Source organism: Paucibacter sp. KBW04 (assembly GCF_003852425.1).
In the GTDB taxonomy this organism is placed as follows: Bacteria; Pseudomonadota; Gammaproteobacteria; order Burkholderiales; family Burkholderiaceae_C; genus Paucibacter_A.
Window position 1 is genome coordinate 120,009 of sequence record NZ_QAJN01000012.1, and the last position, 19,029, is coordinate 139,037.

Annotated in this window: 20 protein-coding genes; 9 read left to right on the plus strand and 11 right to left on the minus strand. The window is 64.7% G+C overall.

From position 1 onward, the window contains the following. On the minus strand, nucleotides 1-650 hold a 650-nt coding region (locus DBR47_RS25055; RefSeq protein ID WP_231512330.1), incomplete at its 3' end, for an ornithine cyclodeaminase. Nucleotides 651-945: 295 nt separating this feature from the next. Here DBR47_RS25055 and DBR47_RS15345 point away from each other — a divergent pair. Continuing rightward, nucleotides 946-1,371: an Lrp/AsnC family transcriptional regulator gene (locus DBR47_RS15345; RefSeq protein WP_124451572.1), complete on the plus strand. Its 426-nt coding sequence runs from the start codon at nucleotides 946-948 to the stop codon at nucleotides 1,369-1,371. 90 nt (nucleotides 1,372-1,461) lie between these two features. On the opposite strand, the gene rsgA is transcribed toward DBR47_RS15345, so the two are convergent. Then, nucleotides 1,462-2,547: a ribosome small subunit-dependent GTPase A gene (gene rsgA, locus DBR47_RS15350; RefSeq protein WP_124451574.1), complete on the minus strand. Its 1,086-nt coding sequence runs from the start codon at nucleotides 2,545-2,547 to the stop codon at nucleotides 1,462-1,464. Between the two features lie 306 nt (nucleotides 2,548-2,853). Between rsgA and DBR47_RS15355 the strand changes: the two genes are divergently transcribed. Both DBR47_RS15355 and DBR47_RS15360 read left to right on the plus strand, forming a co-directional pair. After that, nucleotides 2,854-3,300, plus strand: a complete 447-nt coding sequence (locus tag DBR47_RS15355) for a hypothetical protein (RefSeq protein ID WP_124451576.1) — start codon at nucleotides 2,854-2,856, stop codon at nucleotides 3,298-3,300. Between the two features lie 12 nt (nucleotides 3,301-3,312). After that, on the plus strand, nucleotides 3,313-4,476 hold the full coding sequence (locus DBR47_RS15360; RefSeq protein WP_124451578.1) for a DNA/RNA non-specific endonuclease: 1,164 nt from the start codon (nucleotides 3,313-3,315) through the stop codon (nucleotides 4,474-4,476). Nucleotides 4,477-4,487: 11 nt separating this feature from the next. On the opposite strand, the gene DBR47_RS15365 is transcribed toward DBR47_RS15360, so the two are convergent. From DBR47_RS15365 to DBR47_RS15380, 4 genes are read right to left on the minus strand one after another with little or no spacing between them, the layout of a single operon-like run. After that, entirely contained in the window at nucleotides 4,488-5,081 is a 594-nt protein-coding gene (locus DBR47_RS15365; protein ID WP_197047096.1) for a membrane integrity-associated transporter subunit PqiC, read from the minus strand. Between the two features lie 23 nt (nucleotides 5,082-5,104). Then, nucleotides 5,105-6,118, minus strand: coding sequence for an MlaD family protein (locus tag DBR47_RS15370; protein WP_124451582.1), 1,014 nt, complete (start codon nucleotides 6,116-6,118; stop codon nucleotides 5,105-5,107). Further along, nucleotides 6,115-6,885: an ABC transporter ATP-binding protein gene (locus DBR47_RS15375; RefSeq protein ID WP_124451584.1), complete on the minus strand. Its 771-nt coding sequence runs from the start codon at nucleotides 6,883-6,885 to the stop codon at nucleotides 6,115-6,117. The genes DBR47_RS15370 and DBR47_RS15375 overlap by 4 nt, the downstream gene beginning before the upstream one ends. Then, nucleotides 6,882-8,027, minus strand: coding sequence for an ABC transporter permease (locus tag DBR47_RS15380; protein ID WP_124451586.1), 1,146 nt, complete (start codon nucleotides 8,025-8,027; stop codon nucleotides 6,882-6,884). Before DBR47_RS15380 ends, DBR47_RS15375 begins: the two co-directional genes overlap by 4 nt. A 114-nt stretch (nucleotides 8,028-8,141) precedes the next feature. Here DBR47_RS15380 and DBR47_RS15385 point away from each other — a divergent pair, with 114 nt between their 5' ends. From DBR47_RS15385 to DBR47_RS15395, 3 genes are read left to right on the plus strand one after another with little or no spacing between them, the layout of a single operon-like run. Next, the gene (locus DBR47_RS15385; protein ID WP_124451588.1) at nucleotides 8,142-8,981 is read left to right on the plus strand and encodes an isochorismatase family protein; all 840 of its coding nucleotides are present in this window, start codon (nucleotides 8,142-8,144) and stop codon (nucleotides 8,979-8,981) included. Beyond that, nucleotides 8,978-10,195 (plus strand): nicotinate phosphoribosyltransferase, encoded by a 1,218-nt coding sequence (gene pncB, locus DBR47_RS15390; RefSeq protein WP_124451590.1) that lies wholly within the window; start codon nucleotides 8,978-8,980, stop codon nucleotides 10,193-10,195. The genes DBR47_RS15385 and pncB overlap by 4 nt, the downstream gene beginning before the upstream one ends. Before the next feature lie 59 nt (nucleotides 10,196-10,254). Then, nucleotides 10,255-10,950: a VIT1/CCC1 transporter family protein gene (locus tag DBR47_RS15395; RefSeq protein WP_124451592.1), complete on the plus strand. Its 696-nt coding sequence runs from the start codon at nucleotides 10,255-10,257 to the stop codon at nucleotides 10,948-10,950. Nucleotides 10,951-11,191: 241 nt separating this feature from the next. Here DBR47_RS15395 and DBR47_RS15400 read toward each other — a convergent pair whose 3' ends face one another. Both DBR47_RS15400 and DBR47_RS15405 read right to left on the minus strand, forming a co-directional pair. Beyond that, complete coding sequence (locus DBR47_RS15400) at nucleotides 11,192-11,695, minus strand: hypothetical protein (protein WP_124451594.1); 504 nt, start codon at nucleotides 11,693-11,695, stop codon at nucleotides 11,192-11,194. A gap of 45 nt (nucleotides 11,696-11,740) precedes the next feature. Continuing rightward, entirely contained in the window at nucleotides 11,741-12,322 is a 582-nt protein-coding gene (locus tag DBR47_RS15405; protein ID WP_124451596.1) for a hypothetical protein, read from the minus strand. Nucleotides 12,323-12,571: 249 nt separating this feature from the next. Here DBR47_RS15405 and DBR47_RS15410 point away from each other — a divergent pair, with 249 nt between their 5' ends. Continuing rightward, entirely contained in the window at nucleotides 12,572-12,955 is a 384-nt protein-coding gene (locus tag DBR47_RS15410; RefSeq protein ID WP_124451598.1) for a RidA family protein, read from the plus strand. A gap of 7 nt (nucleotides 12,956-12,962) precedes the next feature. Here the strand turns inward: DBR47_RS15410 and DBR47_RS15415 are convergent, their stop codons facing one another. After that, nucleotides 12,963-15,359: a penicillin acylase family protein gene (locus DBR47_RS15415; protein WP_124451599.1), complete on the minus strand. Its 2,397-nt coding sequence runs from the start codon at nucleotides 15,357-15,359 to the stop codon at nucleotides 12,963-12,965. A gap of 154 nt (nucleotides 15,360-15,513) precedes the next feature. Between DBR47_RS15415 and DBR47_RS15420 the strand changes: the two genes are divergently transcribed. Beyond that, nucleotides 15,514-16,464, plus strand: a complete 951-nt coding sequence (locus tag DBR47_RS15420) for a patatin-like phospholipase family protein (RefSeq protein WP_124451601.1) — start codon at nucleotides 15,514-15,516, stop codon at nucleotides 16,462-16,464. Between the two features lie 71 nt (nucleotides 16,465-16,535). Beyond that, entirely contained in the window at nucleotides 16,536-17,198 is a 663-nt protein-coding gene (locus DBR47_RS15425) for an LON peptidase substrate-binding domain-containing protein (protein WP_124451603.1), read from the plus strand. A gap of 16 nt (nucleotides 17,199-17,214) precedes the next feature. Here DBR47_RS15425 and DBR47_RS15430 read toward each other — a convergent pair whose 3' ends face one another. Then, nucleotides 17,215-18,165 (minus strand): DUF3667 domain-containing protein, encoded by a 951-nt coding sequence (locus DBR47_RS15430; protein WP_124451604.1) that lies wholly within the window; start codon nucleotides 18,163-18,165, stop codon nucleotides 17,215-17,217. 212 nt (nucleotides 18,166-18,377) lie between these two features. Further along, nucleotides 18,378-18,935 (minus strand): TIGR01841 family phasin, encoded by a 558-nt coding sequence (gene phaP, locus DBR47_RS15435; protein WP_124451606.1) that lies wholly within the window; start codon nucleotides 18,933-18,935, stop codon nucleotides 18,378-18,380. Between the last annotated feature and the right edge of the window lie 94 nt (nucleotides 18,936-19,029).

Consider the following 19,029-nt stretch of genomic DNA (forward strand, 5'->3'; position numbering starts at 1 on the left):
GCCAACATCTCGGGCGTGATGATGGTGGCATTGGCCTTGTCGGCCGTGACGGTGGTGACGATGTCGGCACCGCGCACCGCCTCGGCCGTGTTGGCGCAGACGATCAAACGCAGGCCCTGCACATGACGCAGATTGCGCTGCAGCTTGGCAGTCGCGGCCGGGTCCAGGTCAAACAGGCGGATTTCCTGAATGCCCAGCAGGTGGTGAAAGGCCAGGGCCTGGAACTCGCTTTGCGCGCCGTTGCCGATCAAGGCCATCACCCGGGACTCGGGCCGCGCCAGCTTCTTCGCCACCATGGCAGAAGTGGCAGCAGTGCGCAGGGCCGTGGTGAGGGTCAGCTCGCTGAGCAGTTCGGGCAGGCCGGTGGCCACATCGGCCAACACGCCCAGGGCCATCACCGTGGGCAGGCCGAGCTTGGTGTTCTTGGGGTGGCCGTTGACGTATTTAAAGCTGTAGAGCGTGGCGTCGGCGATGGGCATGAGCTCGATCACGCCGTCCTTTGAGTGGCTGGCCACGCGAGCGCATTTGTCGAACTCGTTCCAGCGCAGATAGTCGGCCTCGATGTACGCCGCCATGCGTTGCAGCAAGGCAGGGACGCCCAGGCTTTGGGCCATGTGGGCGATGTCTTGGGTGGTGAGCAAGGTGGTCATGGAAGTCTCCTGGGTGTTGGATACGCCTTGTGATCCGTCCACTTTGCTTGTCAAAAAAGCAGGGGATCTGGCGCCGCCGCTGGGCAGGGCAAAAGCCTGCAAAAGCGCGCACCAAGCGCATCACGTTCGATGTGACTCAATTCTTGCCAGCCTCGCTGCCAGGCGGAAGCGCAAGAAGTGCTTAGTAATTGCTAGCAATTTGCCATTTCGCCAGCCTCAATTGCCAAAATGGCAGAATCAGAGCGAAATTCGCGCGCAGCCGCAGGGCCAGGCCCAATCACAGCGAGACCTCTTGATGGACACCTTGGATCAACAACTGCTGGCGCTTTTGCGCCTGGACGCCCGTGCCACCGTCGCCACCCTGGCGCACAAGCTCAAGGTCTCACGTGGCACGGTCAGCAACCGCATTGCCAAGCTGGAGGATGCCGGTGTGATCGTGGGCTACACCGTGCGCCTGCGCCCTGACGTCACGCCCAACGAGATCACCGCCTGGATGAGTATTGCGGTGGAGGGCAACAAGACCCGCGAGGTCATCAGCATCCTGCTGGGCGAGCCGGGGCTCTCGGGCCTGTTCGACACCAATGGCCGCTGGGACCTGCTGGCCGAGCTGCGCGCCGCCAGCTTGGGCGAACTGGCCGAGGTGCTGGAGCGGGTGCGTCTGATCCGCGGCATTGGGGCCACGGAGACGAGTATTCATTTGCAGACCTATAAGGCGTCTTAGGCGCGGCGAGAACAGGCGTAGCGTGTTCAGAAGAGTGGGCAGGGCCGCGCCAGGGCCCAGACCTGCCCCTGGTATGGACCCTTGAGCAACTCAAGCTTCGCCGCGCTTGGACCTTTTGTGCGCCATCGCCTCCCGCCCCATTGCTGCCCGCTCGTTGAAGCGGGCGCGCCGCTCCAGCGGGCCCACGCTGTCGCGGGCGAGTTCGCGCTGCAGTTTTTGGTAGCTCCTCAGCCGCGCCGGCGCTAGCTCGGCGCGCACCGCGCAGCCGGGTTCATCGCCATGGCTGCAGTTGCGGAAACGGCAGCCCCGCGCCAGGGCCTGCACATCGTCGAAGGCTTGCGCCAACTCGGCCGCGCTGGCATCGAGTTGCAGGCCGCGCAGGCCCGGGGTGTCGATGATGCAGGCGCCCTCGGCTGTGCCGTGCAGCCTGCGCACCGTTGTTGTGTGGCGGCCCCGGCTGTCGTCCCCACGCACGTTCTGGGTGGGCTGCAAGCTGGCCTCGCAAAGCGTGTTGGTCAAGGTCGATTTGCCCGCCCCGCTGGAGCCCAGCAGCACCAAGGTCTGGCCCAGGCCCAGCCAGGGCCTCAGCTGCTTGACTGTGTCGGCCTGGGTGCCGTCCACGGCCAGCACATCCAGCACGGCATTGCGGCTGTGTGTCAGATGTTGGCGTACCTCCTGCACCCGCGCCGCCGGATCGCGGCAGAGATCGGCCTTGCTGAGCACAAGCAAGGCCGGCACGCCGGAGCTGTGCGCCAGCACCAGATAGCGGTCCAAGCGAGCCAGATTGAAGTCATGGTCCAGCCCCATGAGAAGCAGGGCGGTGTCGACATTGCTGACCAGGGTCTGGCGTTGGCCGCTGGGGTCGCGGCGCTGCAGGCAGTTGAGCGGCGCGAGCCGCCTGTGCACCCAAGTCTCGCCCAGCGCATTGCGGCGCGCCAGCACCCAGTCGCCCACGGCGAGCTGGCGTGCCTCGGCGAATAGGGCTTGTTGCAGCGCCGGCAGCGCTCGTGCGCGACAAGTGCCTTGCTCGGATTGCAGGCCCAGCTGCTCCCGCTGGACTTCGGTGACGCGCCATAGCGTGGACGGTTCCTGCCCCTCCATAGGGGCGAGTTGAGAAAGAATGAAATGGCTGAGGCCTAGCGCTCGCAAGGCCTCGATCGTGGTGGTGTCGAGCATGGTGATGAAATGACAACAAACAGGCGAACGAAAAAATCCGCAGCCGATGCGTGCAGCATCGGCTCGGGAAGATCGTCGTGTTGTCGGCCGCTCACCCGCGGCGTAGAGGCGCTGCCTGGAACTTCAGGTGTTCCTGCTGCGCGAATCCAGCGTAAGGTCGGCCGACAGCGGCAGAGCAAGATCAAATGCAGCCATAGCAGACTCCTGTGTGGATTGAAGAGGCTGCCGAGTTTGTGGCGGGGGCCGCTTGCGGTCAAGCGCGGCGTGGGGGCCTAGCCACAAAGGTCTTGAAACCCAAGCCGCACAATGGCTGAGCTCTCGCCATCGCTGTCGCCCTCGTTGTCGCTCAAAATGCTCAAGACCCTCTGGGCTGCTCCCTGTTCCGCCCTCGGCCTGCTGGCCGCTTTGCCCCTGCTGCTTTTTGCCGGCGCCCAGCTGCGGCGGATCGAGGGCAGGCTTGAAGTCGCGCTGTTCCAAGGCGAGACGCCCAGGCACTCGGTTTGGGCGCGCATGCCCTTCAGTGCGCTCACTCTCGGCCATGTCATTCTTGGCTGCAGCGAGGCCGAGCTGGCGCGCTTGCGGCGGCATGAACAAGCGCATGTGAGGCAGTACGAGCGCTGGGGTGTTTTGTTCCTGCTGGCCTATCCCGCGGCAAGCCTGCTGGCGGCTTTGCGAGGTGGGCATTTCTACCGCGACAACTGCTTTGAAGTGCAGGCGCGTCTTGAGGAAGAATGGCCGCGCGACTCAGGATAGAAGCAGCCCATCATGTCCGACGTTTTCCTCAGCTATTCCTCTAAGGACCGCGACCTGGCCCGTCGGGTGGTCAAGCTTTTGCTGGACCATGGTTGGTCGGTCTGGTGGGATCGCGGCATTCCGGTGGGGGCCGAGTGGGCACCGGAACTGGAGCAGGCCCTGGCCCGCACCCGCGCCGTGCTGGTGCTGTGGTCGCCCAATTCCCGCGCCAGCGAGTGGGTCCACCACGAGGCCTTGATCGGGGCGGAAAAGGGCGCGCTGTTCTCGATCCTGCTGGACGGAGCCATGGTACCGGCCGACTTTGCCCAGCACCAGGCCTGCGATCTCTCCAAATGGGAGGGCGACCCCAAGTTTGCCGAGGCCGAGGCCTTGTTGACGGGCTTGGCGGCGCTGGTACCGCCCTCGCGCCTGCGCGAGCTGCGGCCGGGCTTTGACCCTGCTTTCATTTCTAAACGCAAGCCCCTGGGCCTGCCTGCCGTGACCGGGCCCGCTGTGGTGCTGCGCTATGTGCATTTCACCGTGGTCATGCACCCAGGCCGGCGCCTGGCGCATTACGTGGCCTACAACGTGGCGGGCGAGCAGTTCAGCCGGGTAGACAGCGAAGTCAGGCAGGAGTGGACGGCCGACCCCATGGTGCCGCGCTCCACCCAGATCACGGTGGCCCTGACCACCCGGAGTGACTACCACCGCGGCCATCTGGTAGCGCCGCAGACGGTCTGCTGGGGTGAGCCCGTCGTCGCGGAGACGGCCGCGCGCCACGCCATGTTTCTGCCCAATATCTCGCCCCAGCATGCCGATGTGAATCTGGGCTCCTGGCTGGCGCTGGAGAAGTGGGAGCGCGGCCTGGCGCTCAGCCACAAGAAAATCATCGGCTTCAGCGGCCCGGTGTTTGCTGCGGACGACGCCGCCTTCCGTGGCGAAATGGAGTTAGAGGATGGCGTCAAGGCCATGGACAGTTTTCGTCTGCCTCAGCATTTCTGGAAGCTGGTGATTGCCATGCCCAGCAGCCGTGCTGGACGGGGCGGCCTGCAATTGGCGGCCTATCTGGTGGCCAATACCAGCAAAGACAAAGTGGGCGCGGCACCGCAGCGTGTTGAGCTGAAAGACTTGGAGGCGCGCACCGGCCTGCGCTTCTCCGAGGTCTATCACCAGGCCAAGGCTTTGACTGGTCTTTGAGCCGCTTTTGCTTACTGGCCCTGGCGAAGACCGCCCGCCACCGCCCGAGCCAAATCCGCCAGCACCTGGCTATGCGCCTGCGCCACCCGCTCCGGGTCGCGTGAGCTGGCCTGGGCCTGGAACACACCGTGTTGCCAAGGTTTCTCACCCTGGCCCTCGCGCAGCCAGCTCCAATGCGCTTCTAGCAAGACCTGACCCTGGGCGTCGGCCTCCAGGCGGCGCACATCCAGCCAGAGCAGCCAGGCGGGGTCGGCGGCATTGGCCTGGGGGCGCAGCTTGGTCAGCGTCACGCTGCGACCCAGCAGGGCCGACAAATCATCGGCCAGCACCCTGGGCAAGGCTTCGCCCAGAGGCTCGGCCCAGCGCGCGCTGTCGCGGTAGTTCAGCTCGCCAGGCGCGATGCGTTCCAACAGGGGATTGCGTTTGACGTAGTCGGGCAGGATCACCCGGTCCACCACCACGCTGGCGCTCATGGAGGGCAGGCCGGGCAGGGCTTGCAGCGCTTGCGCCTGCAGCACCAAGCTGCGCGGCGCGGGGGCGTCGCTGGCGCAGGCGAGCAGCAAGGCGCTCAGCAGGGTGACCAGGCCCAAGGTTTTGTATCGCATCATGGCGGCTCCGATGGCTTGTTTTATCGTGAGGGAGGGGCCTCGGGCGCCGGCTTGCTCTTGCGCCCCCAGATCAGCACCTCGGGTTTGCTTTCCACGGCGTCGGAGAGTTGGCGCAGGCTCAGCGCCGTGTTCTCCAGCTCGCGTGCGGTTTGTTCCAGCTGCCAGACGGCGGTGGAGTCGCGCGTGCTCAAGTCCCGCAGGGCGCGGGCGGCGGCGCCCACCTCGGCCACGCCCTCGCGCAAGCTCTTCAGCGTGGAGGAGTTTTCGGCACTGAGCTGGCCCAAATTGTCCATGGCAGCGCCGGTCTTCTCGGCCGCTTGTTGCATGGCGGCCAGGGACTGCGCGGCCTGCGGCAACACGGCTTGCTTCTCGATCTGCAGCTCCAGGCGTTCGATGGAGACCAGGGTGCGCTTGAGGCTGGCCATGGTGCCGCCGGCATTGCCAATCAGGGTTTTGAGCTCGGGTGAGTTGACCAGAGTTTTGAGCGCCGACATGGTGCTGCCCAGGTCGGCAATCATGTCCTCGATCGGCAGCTGCTCCAGTCGCGCCGTCATCTGGTCAAAACGCGAGGGCAGGGTGGGGATCTCGCCCATCTCGTTGGAGAGACCGTAGAGCCGCTCCGGTGTCTTGGGCTGCAGCGACAAGTCCACCATCAAGAGCCCGGTCAGCAGGCTCTGGCTTTGCAGCTGGGCGCGCAGCCCCAGGCGGCGCATGCCTTCCAGATCGGTCACGCCGGTGCTGCGCAGGCGCTTCTCGGCCTCGGGTGAGAACTCCACCACCACCGGGATCAGGTACTTCTTGGTCTCGGGCGAGACGGTGATGCCCAGCTTGGCGACCTGGCCCACCTTGACGCCCAGGAACACGACGGGCGCGCCCACCTGCAGGCCGTAGACCGAGCCCTCGAAATACATCACCGCCCGTTCGGGCCTTTGGAATAGCGTGCCGCGGGCCAGGGCCATCACGGCCACAAAGGCCAGCAGCAGGGCGCCGATCACAAAGGCGCCGACCAGGGTGGGGTTGGCTTTTTTGCTCATGCTTGTTGTTCCATCTCGGTCTGGCCGCGGGTCAAAAACTCCCGCAGCTGAGGCTGGCCATGGGCCAGCAAATCCTGTGGCGAACCCAAGGCCAGCTGGGTCTTGGTCTTGGCGTCCAGAAACACCGCCCGGTCGGCGATGCCAAAGATGCTGGGCAGCTCATGCGTCACCATCACCACGGTGGCGCCCAGGCTGTCGCGCAGGGCCAGAATCAAGTCGTCCAGATTCTTGGAGCTGATCGGGTCCAGTCCGGCCGAGGGCTCGTCGATGAACAGAATCTGCGGGTCCATGGCCAAGGCGCGGGCCAGACCGGCGCGCTTCTTCATGCCGCCGCTGATCTCGCTGGGGTAGTAGTCGTCAAAGCCGCGCAAGCCCACCAGGGCGAGCTTGAAAGCGGCCAGCTCGGCGATCTCGGCGGGGCTGAGTTCGGGGCAGTGCTGTTCGATGATCAGGCCCACGTTCTCGTTCAGCGTCATCGAGCTCCACAGTGCGCCGCTCTGGAACAGCACACCAAACTGCCGCTGCAGCAGGCGACGGCTGGCTTCCTCGGCGGCCCAGAAGTCCTGGCCCTGGATCAGCACCTGGCCCCTGGCTGGCGTTTGCAAGCCGATCAGATGGCGCAGCAAGGTGCTTTTGCCGCAGCCGCTGCCACCCATGATGACGAAAATTTCGCCACGCTGGATCTGGAAGTTCAGCCCTTGCTGGATGACCCGCGAGCCATAGGCCATGGTCAGGTCTTGGACGACGATGGGAGGGCGGTCGCTCATATGCCCAGCTTGTAAAACATGATGGTCAGCATAGAAGCGGTCACCACGATCAACAAGATGCCGGTCACCACGGCCGAGGTGGCAGCCTCGCCAACGGCCTGCGCGCTGCGCCCGCACTGCATGCCGCGCAAGCAGCCCGACAAGCCCACCATCGCACCATAGACCCCGCCCTTGAGCAGGCCGACCCAGAAGTCGGTCAAGGTCAGCACCTCCAGGGTTTGATGGAAGTAGGCCGTGGCGTCCAGGCCAAACACCAGCACCACCACCAAGGCCCCGGCCAGAATGCCCATCACGCTGGAGTAGATAGTCAGCAAGGGCGTCATGCACAGCAGGGCCAGCACGCGCGGCAGCACCAGAAACTGCATGGGTGCCAGGCCCGCGGTGCGGTAAGCATCGATCTCCTCATTCACCTGCATGGTGCCCAGCTGGGCGGCAAAAGCCGCACCCGAGCGACCGGCGATGACGATGCCCGTCATCAGCGCGCCAATCTCGCGCACCATGCCAATGCCCACCAGATCGGCGATATAGATTTGCGCGCCGAACATGGCCAGCTGGGCCGCGCCCATATAGGCCAGGATCAGACCGACCAGAAAGCTGATCAGGGACACGATGCCCAGGGCCTGCGGCCCCACTTGCTCAACGACGGCCCAGAAGTCGCGGGCTCGAAATGCGCCACGCCCCCGCAGACATTGCAGGCCGGCCAGCAGCAGCTCGCCCACAAAGCGGGCGAAGGCTTGCAAATCGCCCCATAAATTCAGTGTGGCCAGACCCAGGCTGTGCAGCCAGCCGAACTGGCCTTGGCTTTGCGCCTCGGGCGGCTGGCCTTGTTGGGCCAGCTCCAGCAGGCGGCGCAAGCCCTGGGGCAGGGCGGAGAGGTCAAGCTGGGCACCCTGGGCTTGCAGCTGCAGGCTCAGGCGATTCAGCAGCATGGCAAAGGCGCTGTCCCAGGCGCTGACGGCGCTGGCGTCCAGGGTGATCCGCGGCGGCTTGGCTAGGCTGGGCAAGGGCCCGGCCAGGGTCAGCAGTTCAGCGGCGCTGGGCAGCCTGTCTTTCAGGCACCAGGAGCCTTGGAACACCCAGCGTTGGCCCGGCTCGGCCGAGCCGGGCGGAGCTGCTGCTGGGATGACATGAAATCGCTCCATGCCTGAGTCATTCGTCGTTGGGATGTGTTTGAGTGTCGCATGGGCTTTGCCCTGTGTTGGGGTCTGTGTTCCTGCGGGTACATTGGGCTCTACCACTCTTGAGTCGATGAAGCCGTGAGCACCTCTTCCAGGCCTTTCCTCCACCTGCTGATCATCGATCCGCAAAACGATTTCTGCGATCTGCCCCCGGCCCGCTGTGCGCCGGGCCACAGCCCCGCCTTGCCGGTGAGCGGCGCCGATGCCGATATGCAGCGCTTAGGCGCTCTGATCGCGGCCGCGCAAGCGCGCATCGATGCCATCACCCTTACGCTGGACTCGCATCACCGCCTGGACATCGCGCATCCAGCCTTCTGGCAAGACCGCGACGGGGGTCAGGTCTTGCCCTTCACCCAGATCACGGCGGCCGCCTTGCGGGCCGGGCAGTTCCGCCCACGCTTGCCTGAGCATGGACCACGCGCCCAGGCCTATCTGGACGCCTTGGAGGCCACGGGCCGCTACACCTTGATGGTCTGGCCCGTGCATTGCGAGATCGGCACTTGGGGCCATGCGGTTCATGACAGCGTGCATGCCGCCTATCAAGCCTGGGAAGAACAGCGGCAGCGCTCGGTCCACAAGCTCTTGAAGGGCAGCAACCCCTGGACCGAGCATTACAGCGCCTTGCAGGCCGAGGTGCCCGATGCGAAGGACCCGGCCAGCCAGCTCAACCGTGAGCTGCTGAATCAGCTGGCCCAGGCCGATGAGATATGGGTGGCGGGCGAAGCCTCCAGCCACTGCGTGCGGGCCACGGTGGAGCATCTGCTCCAGCATCTGCCGCAGCCGCTTCTGCCGCGCATCAGCCTACTCACCGATTGCATGAGTCCGGTCGCGGGCTTTGAGGCCCAGCAAGCCGAGTTCTTCGCCGCCATGCGCTCGCGTGGCCTGCAATTGCTCAGCAGCAGCGAGGCCATGCGATGAAGCCGCCCGTGATCAGCAGCTTGCTGGAGACCGATCTCTACAAGTTCACCATGTGGCAGACCATGCTGCACCGCCACCCGCAGGCGCAGGCGGAGTACCGCTTTGTCTGCCGCAACCGCCCGGAGTTTCCGCTGGCCGAGCTGCTGCCCGAGCTGGAGCGGGAGTTGGATGCCTTGTGCAGCCTCAGCTTCAAGCCGGAGGACTTGCGTTTTTTAGCCGGCCTGCGCTTCATAAAGTCGGACTTCATCGACTTCCTGCGCATCTTTCGCTTCCAGCGGGATTTCATCGAGATCGGCTTGGGCGAACCGGGCGAGGGGCAAGACCTGACCCCCAGCCTCAGCATCATCGCGCGTGGCCCGCAGGTGCATGTGATGGGCTTCGAGATCTTTGTGCTGGCCATCGTCAACGAGCTGTACTTCCGCCGCTTCGAGCAGGCCCCGGCCTTGAGCACTGGCCGCGCACGTTTGCAGACCAAGATCGCCCAGCTGCGGGCCTTCGAGCAAGAGCCCCCGCGCAGCCACCCCTTCGAGGTGTTTGACTTCGGCGTGCGGCGGCGCTTCTCCGGCGCTTGGCAGCGCGAGGTGGTGTCCACGCTCAAGCAAGAGCTGCCGCAGTTCTTCAAGGGCACCTCCAATGTGCTCTTGGCTCGCGACCTCGACCTGGTGCCGATTGGCACCATGGCGCATGAGTATCTGCAGAGCTACCAGGCCACCGGCGTGCGCCTGCGCGACCATCAGAAAGCGGCGCTGGAGGACTGGGTGCAGGAGTACCGCGGCGATCTGGGCGTGGCCCTGACCGATGTGGTGGGCATGGATGCCTTCCTGGCCGATTTCGACCTCTACTTCGCCAAGCTTTTCGACGGCCTGCGCCACGACAGCGGCGACCCCTATGTCTGGGGCGAGAAGGCCTTGGCCCACTATGCCAAGCTGCGTATCGACGCCCACACCAAGCGCCTGGTCTTCTCCGACGGCCTGGACGTGCCGGCCGCCCTGGCGCTTTACCGCCACTTTGCCGACCGCACCCAGCTGGGCTTTGGCATCGGCACCAATTTCTCCAACGATATGGGCCTGACCCCGCTCCATATCGTGATGAAGCTGACCCACTGCAATGGCCAGCCGGTGGCCAAGCTGAGCGACAGCCCCGGCAAGACTTTGTGTGATGACCAGACCTTTCTGGCCTATCTGCGTCAGGTTTTCAGCATCGCTGCGCCCTGAGTGGCTGCGGCCAGCTCGCTTGGGTGCGCTTGTTTTGAATGTTAGAGTTTTGCGCCATCATGGACCCCACCCCCGTCAACCGCCCCCAAGACATCGAGCCAGACCCCGAGTCCGCGCGGGCCGAGCGCGCCGTGCTTGAACCGATAGACCGCATCTCCGAAGTGCTGTTTGGCCTGCTCATGGTGCTGTCCATCACCGGCAGCCTCAGCGTGGCCAGTGCCGGGCGCGAGGATGTACGCACCATGTTGCTGGCGGCCCTGGGCTGCAACACGGCCTGGGGCTTGGTGGACGCGGTGATGTTTGTGCTGCGCAGCCTGGTGGCGCGCGGCCATCAAGCCAGTCTCTTGCGCCGGCTGCAGGCCTGCCCCGACGCGGAGCAGGCGCGGACCTTGATTCGTGCGGAACTGGGTGATCTGGCCAAAAGTCTGAGGCCGGCCGGCTTGGATGAAATCTACCGCTGGGCCTTGCATCAGCCGCTGGATGGCGGCCCACGCCTGCGCCTGCGCGATCTGCGTGCGGCCTTGGCGGTGTTTGGCCTGGTGTTTTGCTCGACCCTGCCGGTCATCCTGCCCTTTGTCTTCATCGACCAGCTGCCGCTGGCCATGCGCTGCTCGGGGCTGATCGGCACGGCCATGCTCTTTGTCTGCGGCTATGCCTGGGCGCGCTATGCCGGGGCCAGGCCGCTGCGCTGGGGGCTGGGCATGGTCTTGCTGGGCGGGGCGATGCAGGGGGCCATCATCGGGCTGGGGGGCTGAGGCGGGCATAGCTTTGCTGCCGACAAACACCCCGCCCTAGGTCGAATGCCACCTGCATTGCAGGAGAACCTTTATGCCTGATGCAGTTAGTGACAGCCGACTGAGCGCGCTGTTGGCCAAGCACAGCAACCATGAAAATTTGTCGGCGGCTCAGGTCCAGATAGATGGCCTTTGCCTGCGTGGATGGACCGCGGCTTGTGCGGCACCGCAGAAGCCAGGCGAAACGACATTGGTCCAAGAGTCAGGGCGTTTGAGTGACCTTGGTAGTGAGCACATTTCCAGTGACGGCGTCCTCAATCCAAACGCTCGAGCCCTGTTTTTTTAGTTCTCCGCGTACAACATAACGGCCGCTACCCTCGGGCTTGAAATCAACCACACCTTCAACCGAAAAGAAGGTGCCGGCGATTTGCATGGCCATTGCTTGGATCGGGGCCCCGGTAAGTGGATGCGCACTCAATTTGAGTCGCATCGGAACGGCCGGGACCTCACGCGTGACGGTTGACTGCGTCAGTTTGAATCCTTGACCCTGGCTGGCTTGCGTCGAAGCGGTGAAGGTGTTGTGCACTGGTTTCCCATCAATCTCAACGACGGCAAAGACATTGGCCAGACTGGCAGTACGCGCCTGAACGCTGTCAGCGATTTGCGCCACTGGGCCAGCGTAGTCTTTGGGTATCGGGTTATAGGGCGTGGCACATCCAGCCAGCATGGTGAACGAAAGACAGAGGAGGATCAGCCTAGTACGCATGTGCTTGTCGCCTGTTTCGATGAAGTTAAAGAGATGCCGCTGTAATCATTTCAGCAGAGAAGGAAATTCAGGAGCGTTGACCAACTTCCCGAGCAAACCTTGTGTAGCCCCAACAAATGCATTGGCGGCATTTATGCAAGCTTCAGTTGCTTCAAAGGCACTGTCGAATTCGAAGATTTCGTGCGCAGCCATTGTTTTGCCATTTGAGGAGCGCAGCGACATCCGGATGTCCCATTCGCCCATAGTGATGGACTTGGATGATGTGAATTTCACCGATTCGACTTTTCCAAACAAGGTGACTTTGGGCGTGGATAAGGGTGCTACGAGGGCGCGGCTGGCTTTCATTTCAGCCTCCAAAGCATTCTGAATGTACTGTGCTGGTGATCGATCATTTGGCCAGGTCAGAACTTTAAGACCTCTGCAACTGGTGTCGATGGTTGAGGGTCCTTCCACGGTCGCAATGGCAATGCCAGTCGCTTGTGTTTGGGTGATCTGGGAAACGTTAGGGGTGGAGACGGAATAAAGTGGGACAGCGATTTGTGTTGCACAACCACCGAGCAGAAAGCTGGTCGCGATCAATGCGATGGCGCGGGGTGAGGCAGGCAAAGCAACGCGCGAAGAATTCATGGCTCATCCTCTTGATTTTTTGGGGGGTACGGCCCTTGGTTGGGGGACTTTACCGATGAACAGTGTCAGTCTGCGTTGGCAGTTTCCCTGGCGGTGGCAGGTGGGCTTGTCGTCTGTAAGTTCGACCCTGTCGTGCGTCCGAAATCGCCTCGCGCTCTTCCTTACTTGCGTGCTACAAGCGAGTTTATGGGGGCTTGCAGCCGACCCTATGTTCGCCTAAGTGGCCCCTGAACCCTGAAAGGACGCCCCATGTCTGCTCGCGAAATCATCTACACCTCCCAGGTGGCCACGCCGCCGCCCATGTTCAGCCAGGCGGTGAAGGCGGCTGGCTTGATTTTTGTCTCGGGCACCACGCCGACGGACGCCAAGAGTGGGGCCTTCAAGGGCCACACGATTCAGGAGCAGACCCATCAGGTCATGCGCAATATCTCGGCCATCTTGCGCTCGGCCGGCAGCTCGCTGGAGAAGGTGGTCAGCGCCACCGTCATCCTCGACGACGGCGCCGATTTCGAGGGCATGAACGAGGAATGGCTGAAGTGGTTCCCCAACAAGCCACCGGCTCGTCAGGTCACCCAGCTCTCGGTCAAGATCGAGGGCCTGAAGGTGTCGGTCGCCTGTATCGCCTTGGCCTAAAGCCAGGTTAGGGCAGGGCGTCCAGCTGGTGCAGCGGCTTGCCCGCCAGCAAGGGTGTGGCCTCGCCGCGGGCCCATGGGCCATGGCCAGCCCCGTAAAAAGGTGACATGGGGTGGCCGCTCTGGCCGCCGGGCATGGACAAGGTCGCCTGGGCCTCGCGGCCGGGTGACACCACCAGGCGTTGCGACTGGCCAAAGGCCGGCGCCGCCACATGGGGCAGATTGCTGTCGCCGCCTTGGTCCATGCCTGGCATGTCCAGGAAGTAAGCCAGGGGCGGGATGGCTTTGGACAGCACATGCTGGATCTTGCTGTGGTTGCGTTGGCCCCAGCTGGCCTCGGCCAGGGTTTGCTTGCCCGACTCGCGCATCTCTTGCGCGGCGGCATCGAGCTGGGCCAGCAGCAAGGCGTCCCAGCTGGCGAAGGCGGGCGGCAGTAGATGGGCGGGCTGTTGGTCCAGGGCCTGGCTCGCCGGGTACTCAAAGCTGCTGCGCCATTTGATGGCCTGCTTCTCGTCGCGCTGCTGCTTGCCCACAAAGGGCTCGGTCCAGGCCAGCCAGAGGGTGTCCAAGGTCTTCAGCCTTGCCGCGCGAATCAGGCGGTAGCCGGCCTGCTCGGCATCGGCCCGGCCGTTCCAGCGGCGCAGCAGCTCGGCGGCTTCGGCGTGCTGGGGGCTGGCCGTGGCGAGTTTGAGCAGGCGCTGGCCCCAGGTCTGCATGAAGCGAGCCTCGTTGTCCAGATGCAAGGCCATCAGGCTGGCCTCATCATGCTTGGGTTTTTCGCTCAGGCGATCGCGGATCTGCTGGGCCCGGGCGCCCAGATCAAAGCCGCCATCGGCGATCAGCTCGGCCGCGGCGCCGCCCAGCTGGCGGTTGTTGGCGGTCCAGAGTTGGCCGTTCTTGGGGTTCTTGATGAGGGGGTAGTCGGCGGGCGAAGTCCAGCTGTGCGCGGGTTCATCGGCGCTCTGGATGCGGGCATAGCTCTTGGCCAGACCTTGTTGGCTCCACAAACGGCCGGCCACGGTCCAGGCGATCTGGCCGCGTGAGTCGGCGATGACGATGTTCTGGTGGGGCATGCCGCTGCGCTGGGCGATGCCCAGGGCCTCGTCCACATGGCGGGCCAGCAACATGCGGTCCAGCTCCAGATTGACGGCCTCGCCCTGGTGGGCGATCCAGCGCAGGGCATAGCGCTGGCCGTCTTGCTCGCGCAGCACCGGCGCGCCATCGAACTCCTGCAGCTCCAGCTTCACAGCGGCCTGGCCTTTGATGGCGATGGTCTGGGTATAGGTTTTGAGCCGCTCGGGTGCGGCGTTAGCGGGCAGCTGGATCCAGTCAAACCACTGGCCGTAGGCATTGGTAAAACCCCAGGCCACCGCGCCATTGCTGCCCACCACGATGCTGGGCATGCCGGGCAGGGAGAGCCCGGCCGTGCGTTGCTCGGGCCGGCCGCCGCTGCTGGGAATCTGCAGCTGGGTGCGGAACCAAATGCTGGGCACGCCTAGGCCCAGATGCATATCGTCGGCCAGCAGGGCGCCGCCATGCTCGCTGCGGCGGCCCGCAACCGCCCAGTTATTGCTGCCGATGACTGCTTGCTCATCCGCGCTGGCTTGAAGCGTGGCGATCTGGGGCAGCGCTGCTTGCGCGACCTTGGCGCTGGCCTGGCGCAGATCCAGCTGCTCCGGCGTGGGCATCGCGGGGGGCTGGAGCTGGCTGCCATCCAGGGCCGCGTCCCAGCGGCCACCGCGTGGGTTGAGCCAGTCGAACAAGGCGTCGCCGGTCTTGGCTCGCAGCTGGGCGCGCTCGAAACCGGTATCGATGCCCGTGCCTTGCAGCATCCAGAACATCTCGATCACCACCAGGGCCGAGTCCGCCGCCGCCCAGGGCTCGGGCTCGGCGCGCAGCAGCAGGTACTGCCAGGGTCGTAGCCGCAGGGCGGCGAGGCCGGCGTTGACGCCGCTGGCATAGGCCTCCAGCAAGGCGCGGTCGGCGGCAGGCAGCTGGGCCAGGCGCTCCTGCATGCGCTCTCGCATGCGGTGCATGCGGCGCTGCTTGTCGCGCTCCAGGGCGACGGCGCCAAACAGGGCGGACAGCTCACCGGCGGCCGAGCGACGCGTCAGGTCCATCTCAAAAAAGCGTTCCTGTGCATGCACAAAACCGAGGCCGCGGGCCAGGTCCAGCCGGTTCTCACCTTGCACGATGACGGTGCCCAGATCGTCCCGCGCCAGGCTTAGCGGGGCTTGCAAGCCAGGCAGGGTGACCCGGCCATTGAGCTGGGGCAAGCTGGCCCGCAACAGGGCCCAGGCCAGGATGGCCAGCACCAGGGCCAAGAGCAGCAGAGCCAGCAGGCCACGGCGCAGCCAGCGCCAGGCGGTTTTGGGTGAAGACAGGGTCGCAGGGCTTGAACTCATGAGCAGGGCGGGCCGCAAGGCCCCGGGTCTGATGCGGCCAAGGCGCCACACCTTCTCGATTGATTGTGGCCGCGCCACAGGGCCTGCCGGCTCGGGGATTAGCCGGGGGGCGAGATGCGGCGGCCCAAGTCCGACAGACTCCTAGAATGTCGCCATGTCTCTCCCTCGCGAATCTGCGCCAGCTCCGCTGCGCCGCCGCAGCCTCTTGGCTGCCTCCCTGGCCCCTTTTCTGCTGCTCTCGGCCTGCAGCACCCCATCCCAGAACTCCGGCAATCCGCCGCCCGTGGCGGTGGCGCCAGTGGCGCCCGCCCAGCCCAAGGCCGCGCCCCAATTGCCGCGCATCGGCTTGGCCCTGGGCGGCGGTGCCGCGCGAGGCTTCGCGCACATCGGCGTGATTCAGGTGCTGGAGGAGCAGGGCATCAAGGCCGATCTGGTCGCGGGCACCTCGGCCGGCAGCCTGGTGGCGGCCTTGTTCGCCTCGGGCATGAATGGCAAGGAGCTGGCCACCCTGGCCGAGAATATGGACGAAGGCGCCATCACCGACTGGGCCTTCCCAACCCGGGGTTTGATCCGCGGCGAGGCGCTGGCGCGTTATGTACGCGAGAAAACCGGGGGCAAGCTGATCGAGCAGATGAAGCTGCCGCTGGGCATCGTCGCCACCGATTTGTCCGATGGCTCGGGCGCGCTGTTCCGCCGCGGTGATACCGGCGTGGCGGTGCGGGCCTCCAGCGCGGTGCCGGCGGTGTTTCAGCCGGTCAAGATCGGCACACGCGAGTATGTGGACGGTGGCCTGGTCGCTCCGGTGCCGGTGCGTTACGCCCGGCAGATGGGGGCCGAGTTGGTGATCGCGGTGGACATCTCCTCGCCGCCTGACAAGAACCCGCCCGGGGACGCCATGCGCATGCTGATGCAGACCTTCTCCATCATGGGCCGCAGCATCAATAATTTCGAGCTGGGCGAGGCCGATGTGGTGATTCGGCCCAAGCTGGATGGCGTAGGCAGCGCGGACTTCAGCGCCCGCCGCCGCTCCATCCAGGCCGGCCGCGAGGCCGCCACGGCCATGCTGCCGCTGCTGCGTGCACGCATCGAGGCCAAGAGCCGCTGATGGCGGGTTTTGTTGATTCCCGCTGATGGCGGGCTACACCGATGGCAGTCAAAGGGAAGCGAGGTCCTTGAATGAGCGCAGAAACAAAGCAGGTCATCCCGCTCTTCCCCCTGCAGTCGGTGCTGTTCCCCGGCGGCTATTTGCCGCTGCGCATCTTCGAGCCGCGCTATCTGGAGATGATTGCCCGGGTGCACAAGGCGGGCCAGCCTTTTGGCGTGGTCAGCCTGATCGAGGGCGGTGAGGTGCGGCGGCGCGACGACCGCGTGCCCGAGGGCGGCGCGGCGTTTTTGCGCGAGAAGTTCCAGCCCATAGGCACGCTGGCCCATATCCAGGTCCTGGAGCGCGAGGGCCCCGGCCTCTTGCAGATCCGCTGCACCGGCGGCCAGCGCTTCAAGATCCTGCAGTCCGACTGCCTGCCGCATGGCTTGTGGATGGCCGAGGTGGCGTTGCTGGGCCTGGATGCCGAGGTGCCGGTGCCGGCCGATCTGGCCCCGGCCGCCGTGCTTTTGCAAACGCTTTTGCACAGCCTGGAGCAGGGCGCCGCGGCCGAGGACATGCCTTTGCAGCCGCCTTATCTGTGGGAGGACAGCGGCTGGCTGGCCAACCGCTGGTGCGAGATGCTGCCGCTCTCGGGCGATGAACGCCAGCGCCTGATGCAACTGGACAACCCCCTGGTGCGCCTGGAGTTGGTGGCCGATCAACTGGACCGCCTGGGCCTGCCGCCCGGGCAGTGAAAAGGTTCCCCGCGGCTCAGGTCAGCAGGGTCCAGACCGCGACCAGGGCCAAGGCGATGGCGACGGTGCTGAGGTAGAGCAGGACGATGGCAAAGGCGCGCAAAGCCGTGCTCCACCAGCGGCTGCGGTAGACCCGGGCCAGTGCAATCAGCGGGTAGATCAAGCAGGCCAGCGGCGCCAGCTGGGACAGCAGGGGGATCTTGGCGATCATCAGCATCAGCATGGCGAACCAGAAGGCATGCAGATGCAGGGCGAAGACCAGATGCTCGGTGTAGCGCCGGCGCTTGTCGACAAAAGCCAGCTTGAGCCAGAGCGCGTAGGCGGGCAAGAGCAGGAACATGGCCGTGCCCAGATGGCCGATAAAGCGCGCCGGCGCCTCACGGATCTCGGCCGCCATGGTTTGCGGGTCAGCCTTGAAGCGGCGCTCCAGGCGCTTGCACATGGAGTCGGGAAATTTTTGGCAGAAGAACTCGCCGTTCTTCAGCCCGGCCTGGAAGCCCATCACATTCATCTGGAAGTTGCTGCGTTCGCGCTCGTCGAACTTGACGGCGTTGTTCTCCAGCTTTTCGACCTGCATCGAGGTCGTCACCCGCAGCAGCACCAGGGCCAGCACGCTGATGGTCAGGTACAGCCGCAGCGGCAGCACATAGCGGCGGCGGCGCCCGGCGAAATACTCCAGCGTCAGCTGCCCCGGCAGCAGCAAGAGCCGCCACAGAGTCCGCCACAGCGCGCCTTCCATGGCGATATAGCTGCCACCGAATTGCTGCAGGAACTCCATCAGCGTGGGGGCCTTGATCTGCGTCTCCTGCCCGCATTCGCCGCAATACTTGGGGGTGGGCCTGGCCAGGGCGAAGCCGCAGTTGGGGCAGTGATGGACGGGCGTGGGGGCAATGGCCGTCGCACGACGCCAAGCCCCACTCAGGCTGCGCTTTTTTGGGGGGAGGGCGGTGGAGTCGGGCGTAGACACAGCAAGGGCTTGGGGCAGCAGTGAGGAGTGGCGCGCATCTTATGCGCAGCCCGGGCTCGTGCCGCCCGCCTTCGCCCGGGCATAAAAAAACCCAGCGCAGTGGCTGGGTTTGAACGGCACTTGTCGAGGCTTGTTGAGCTTCAAGTCGGCACCGAGGAGACAATCGTTTCAATCCCGAGCCCTGAGGCTGGGGACTGCAAGACTGCGCAAGCTTAGGCCGAGGCGCGCTTGCTAGCGCGGGTGGCGGTCTGAGTGGCCTTGACGGCCGAGTTGGTGGCGGCTTCGAAGTTGGCTTCGGCGACGTCAGCGGCTTGCTTGGCGGCCTTTTGCACGGACTCGAAAGCGTTGTTGGCAGCGGCAACAGCCGACTTCACCAGAGCAACAGCGTTTTCGGTGCCGGCGGGGGCGTTCTTGGCAGCGCTCTCGACCACGGCGGAGAACTTGGCTTGGATCTCAGCCAGCTGGGCTTCGGCAACCTTGGCCACTTCGGCATTGGTGCTGGAAGCGATGTCATACAGATGACGGCTGTAGGAGGCGGCCTTCTCGGCGCTGGGTTGCAGCAGCGAGGATTGCAGAGCCAGCAGCTCTTGGGCGTCCTTCACCGACAGAGCGGCGTGGGTGGATTCAGCGACTTCGCCCAGGGCCGTCTTGGCCACTTGCAGGTTCAGTTCGACGAGCTTTTCGACGCCTTCAAAAGCCTTGTTGGTCAGACCAAACAGGGTTTCGATATTGGCTTTGTGGGCGGCGATGATTTGTTCAGCGGTCAGCATGGAGCACTCCTTGTTCGGGGGCTACCCCGAGTTGATGTCTGCAAAAACTTCTTTGTCAGCGTTAATGTTGCACTGCAACAAAACCAAGTATAGG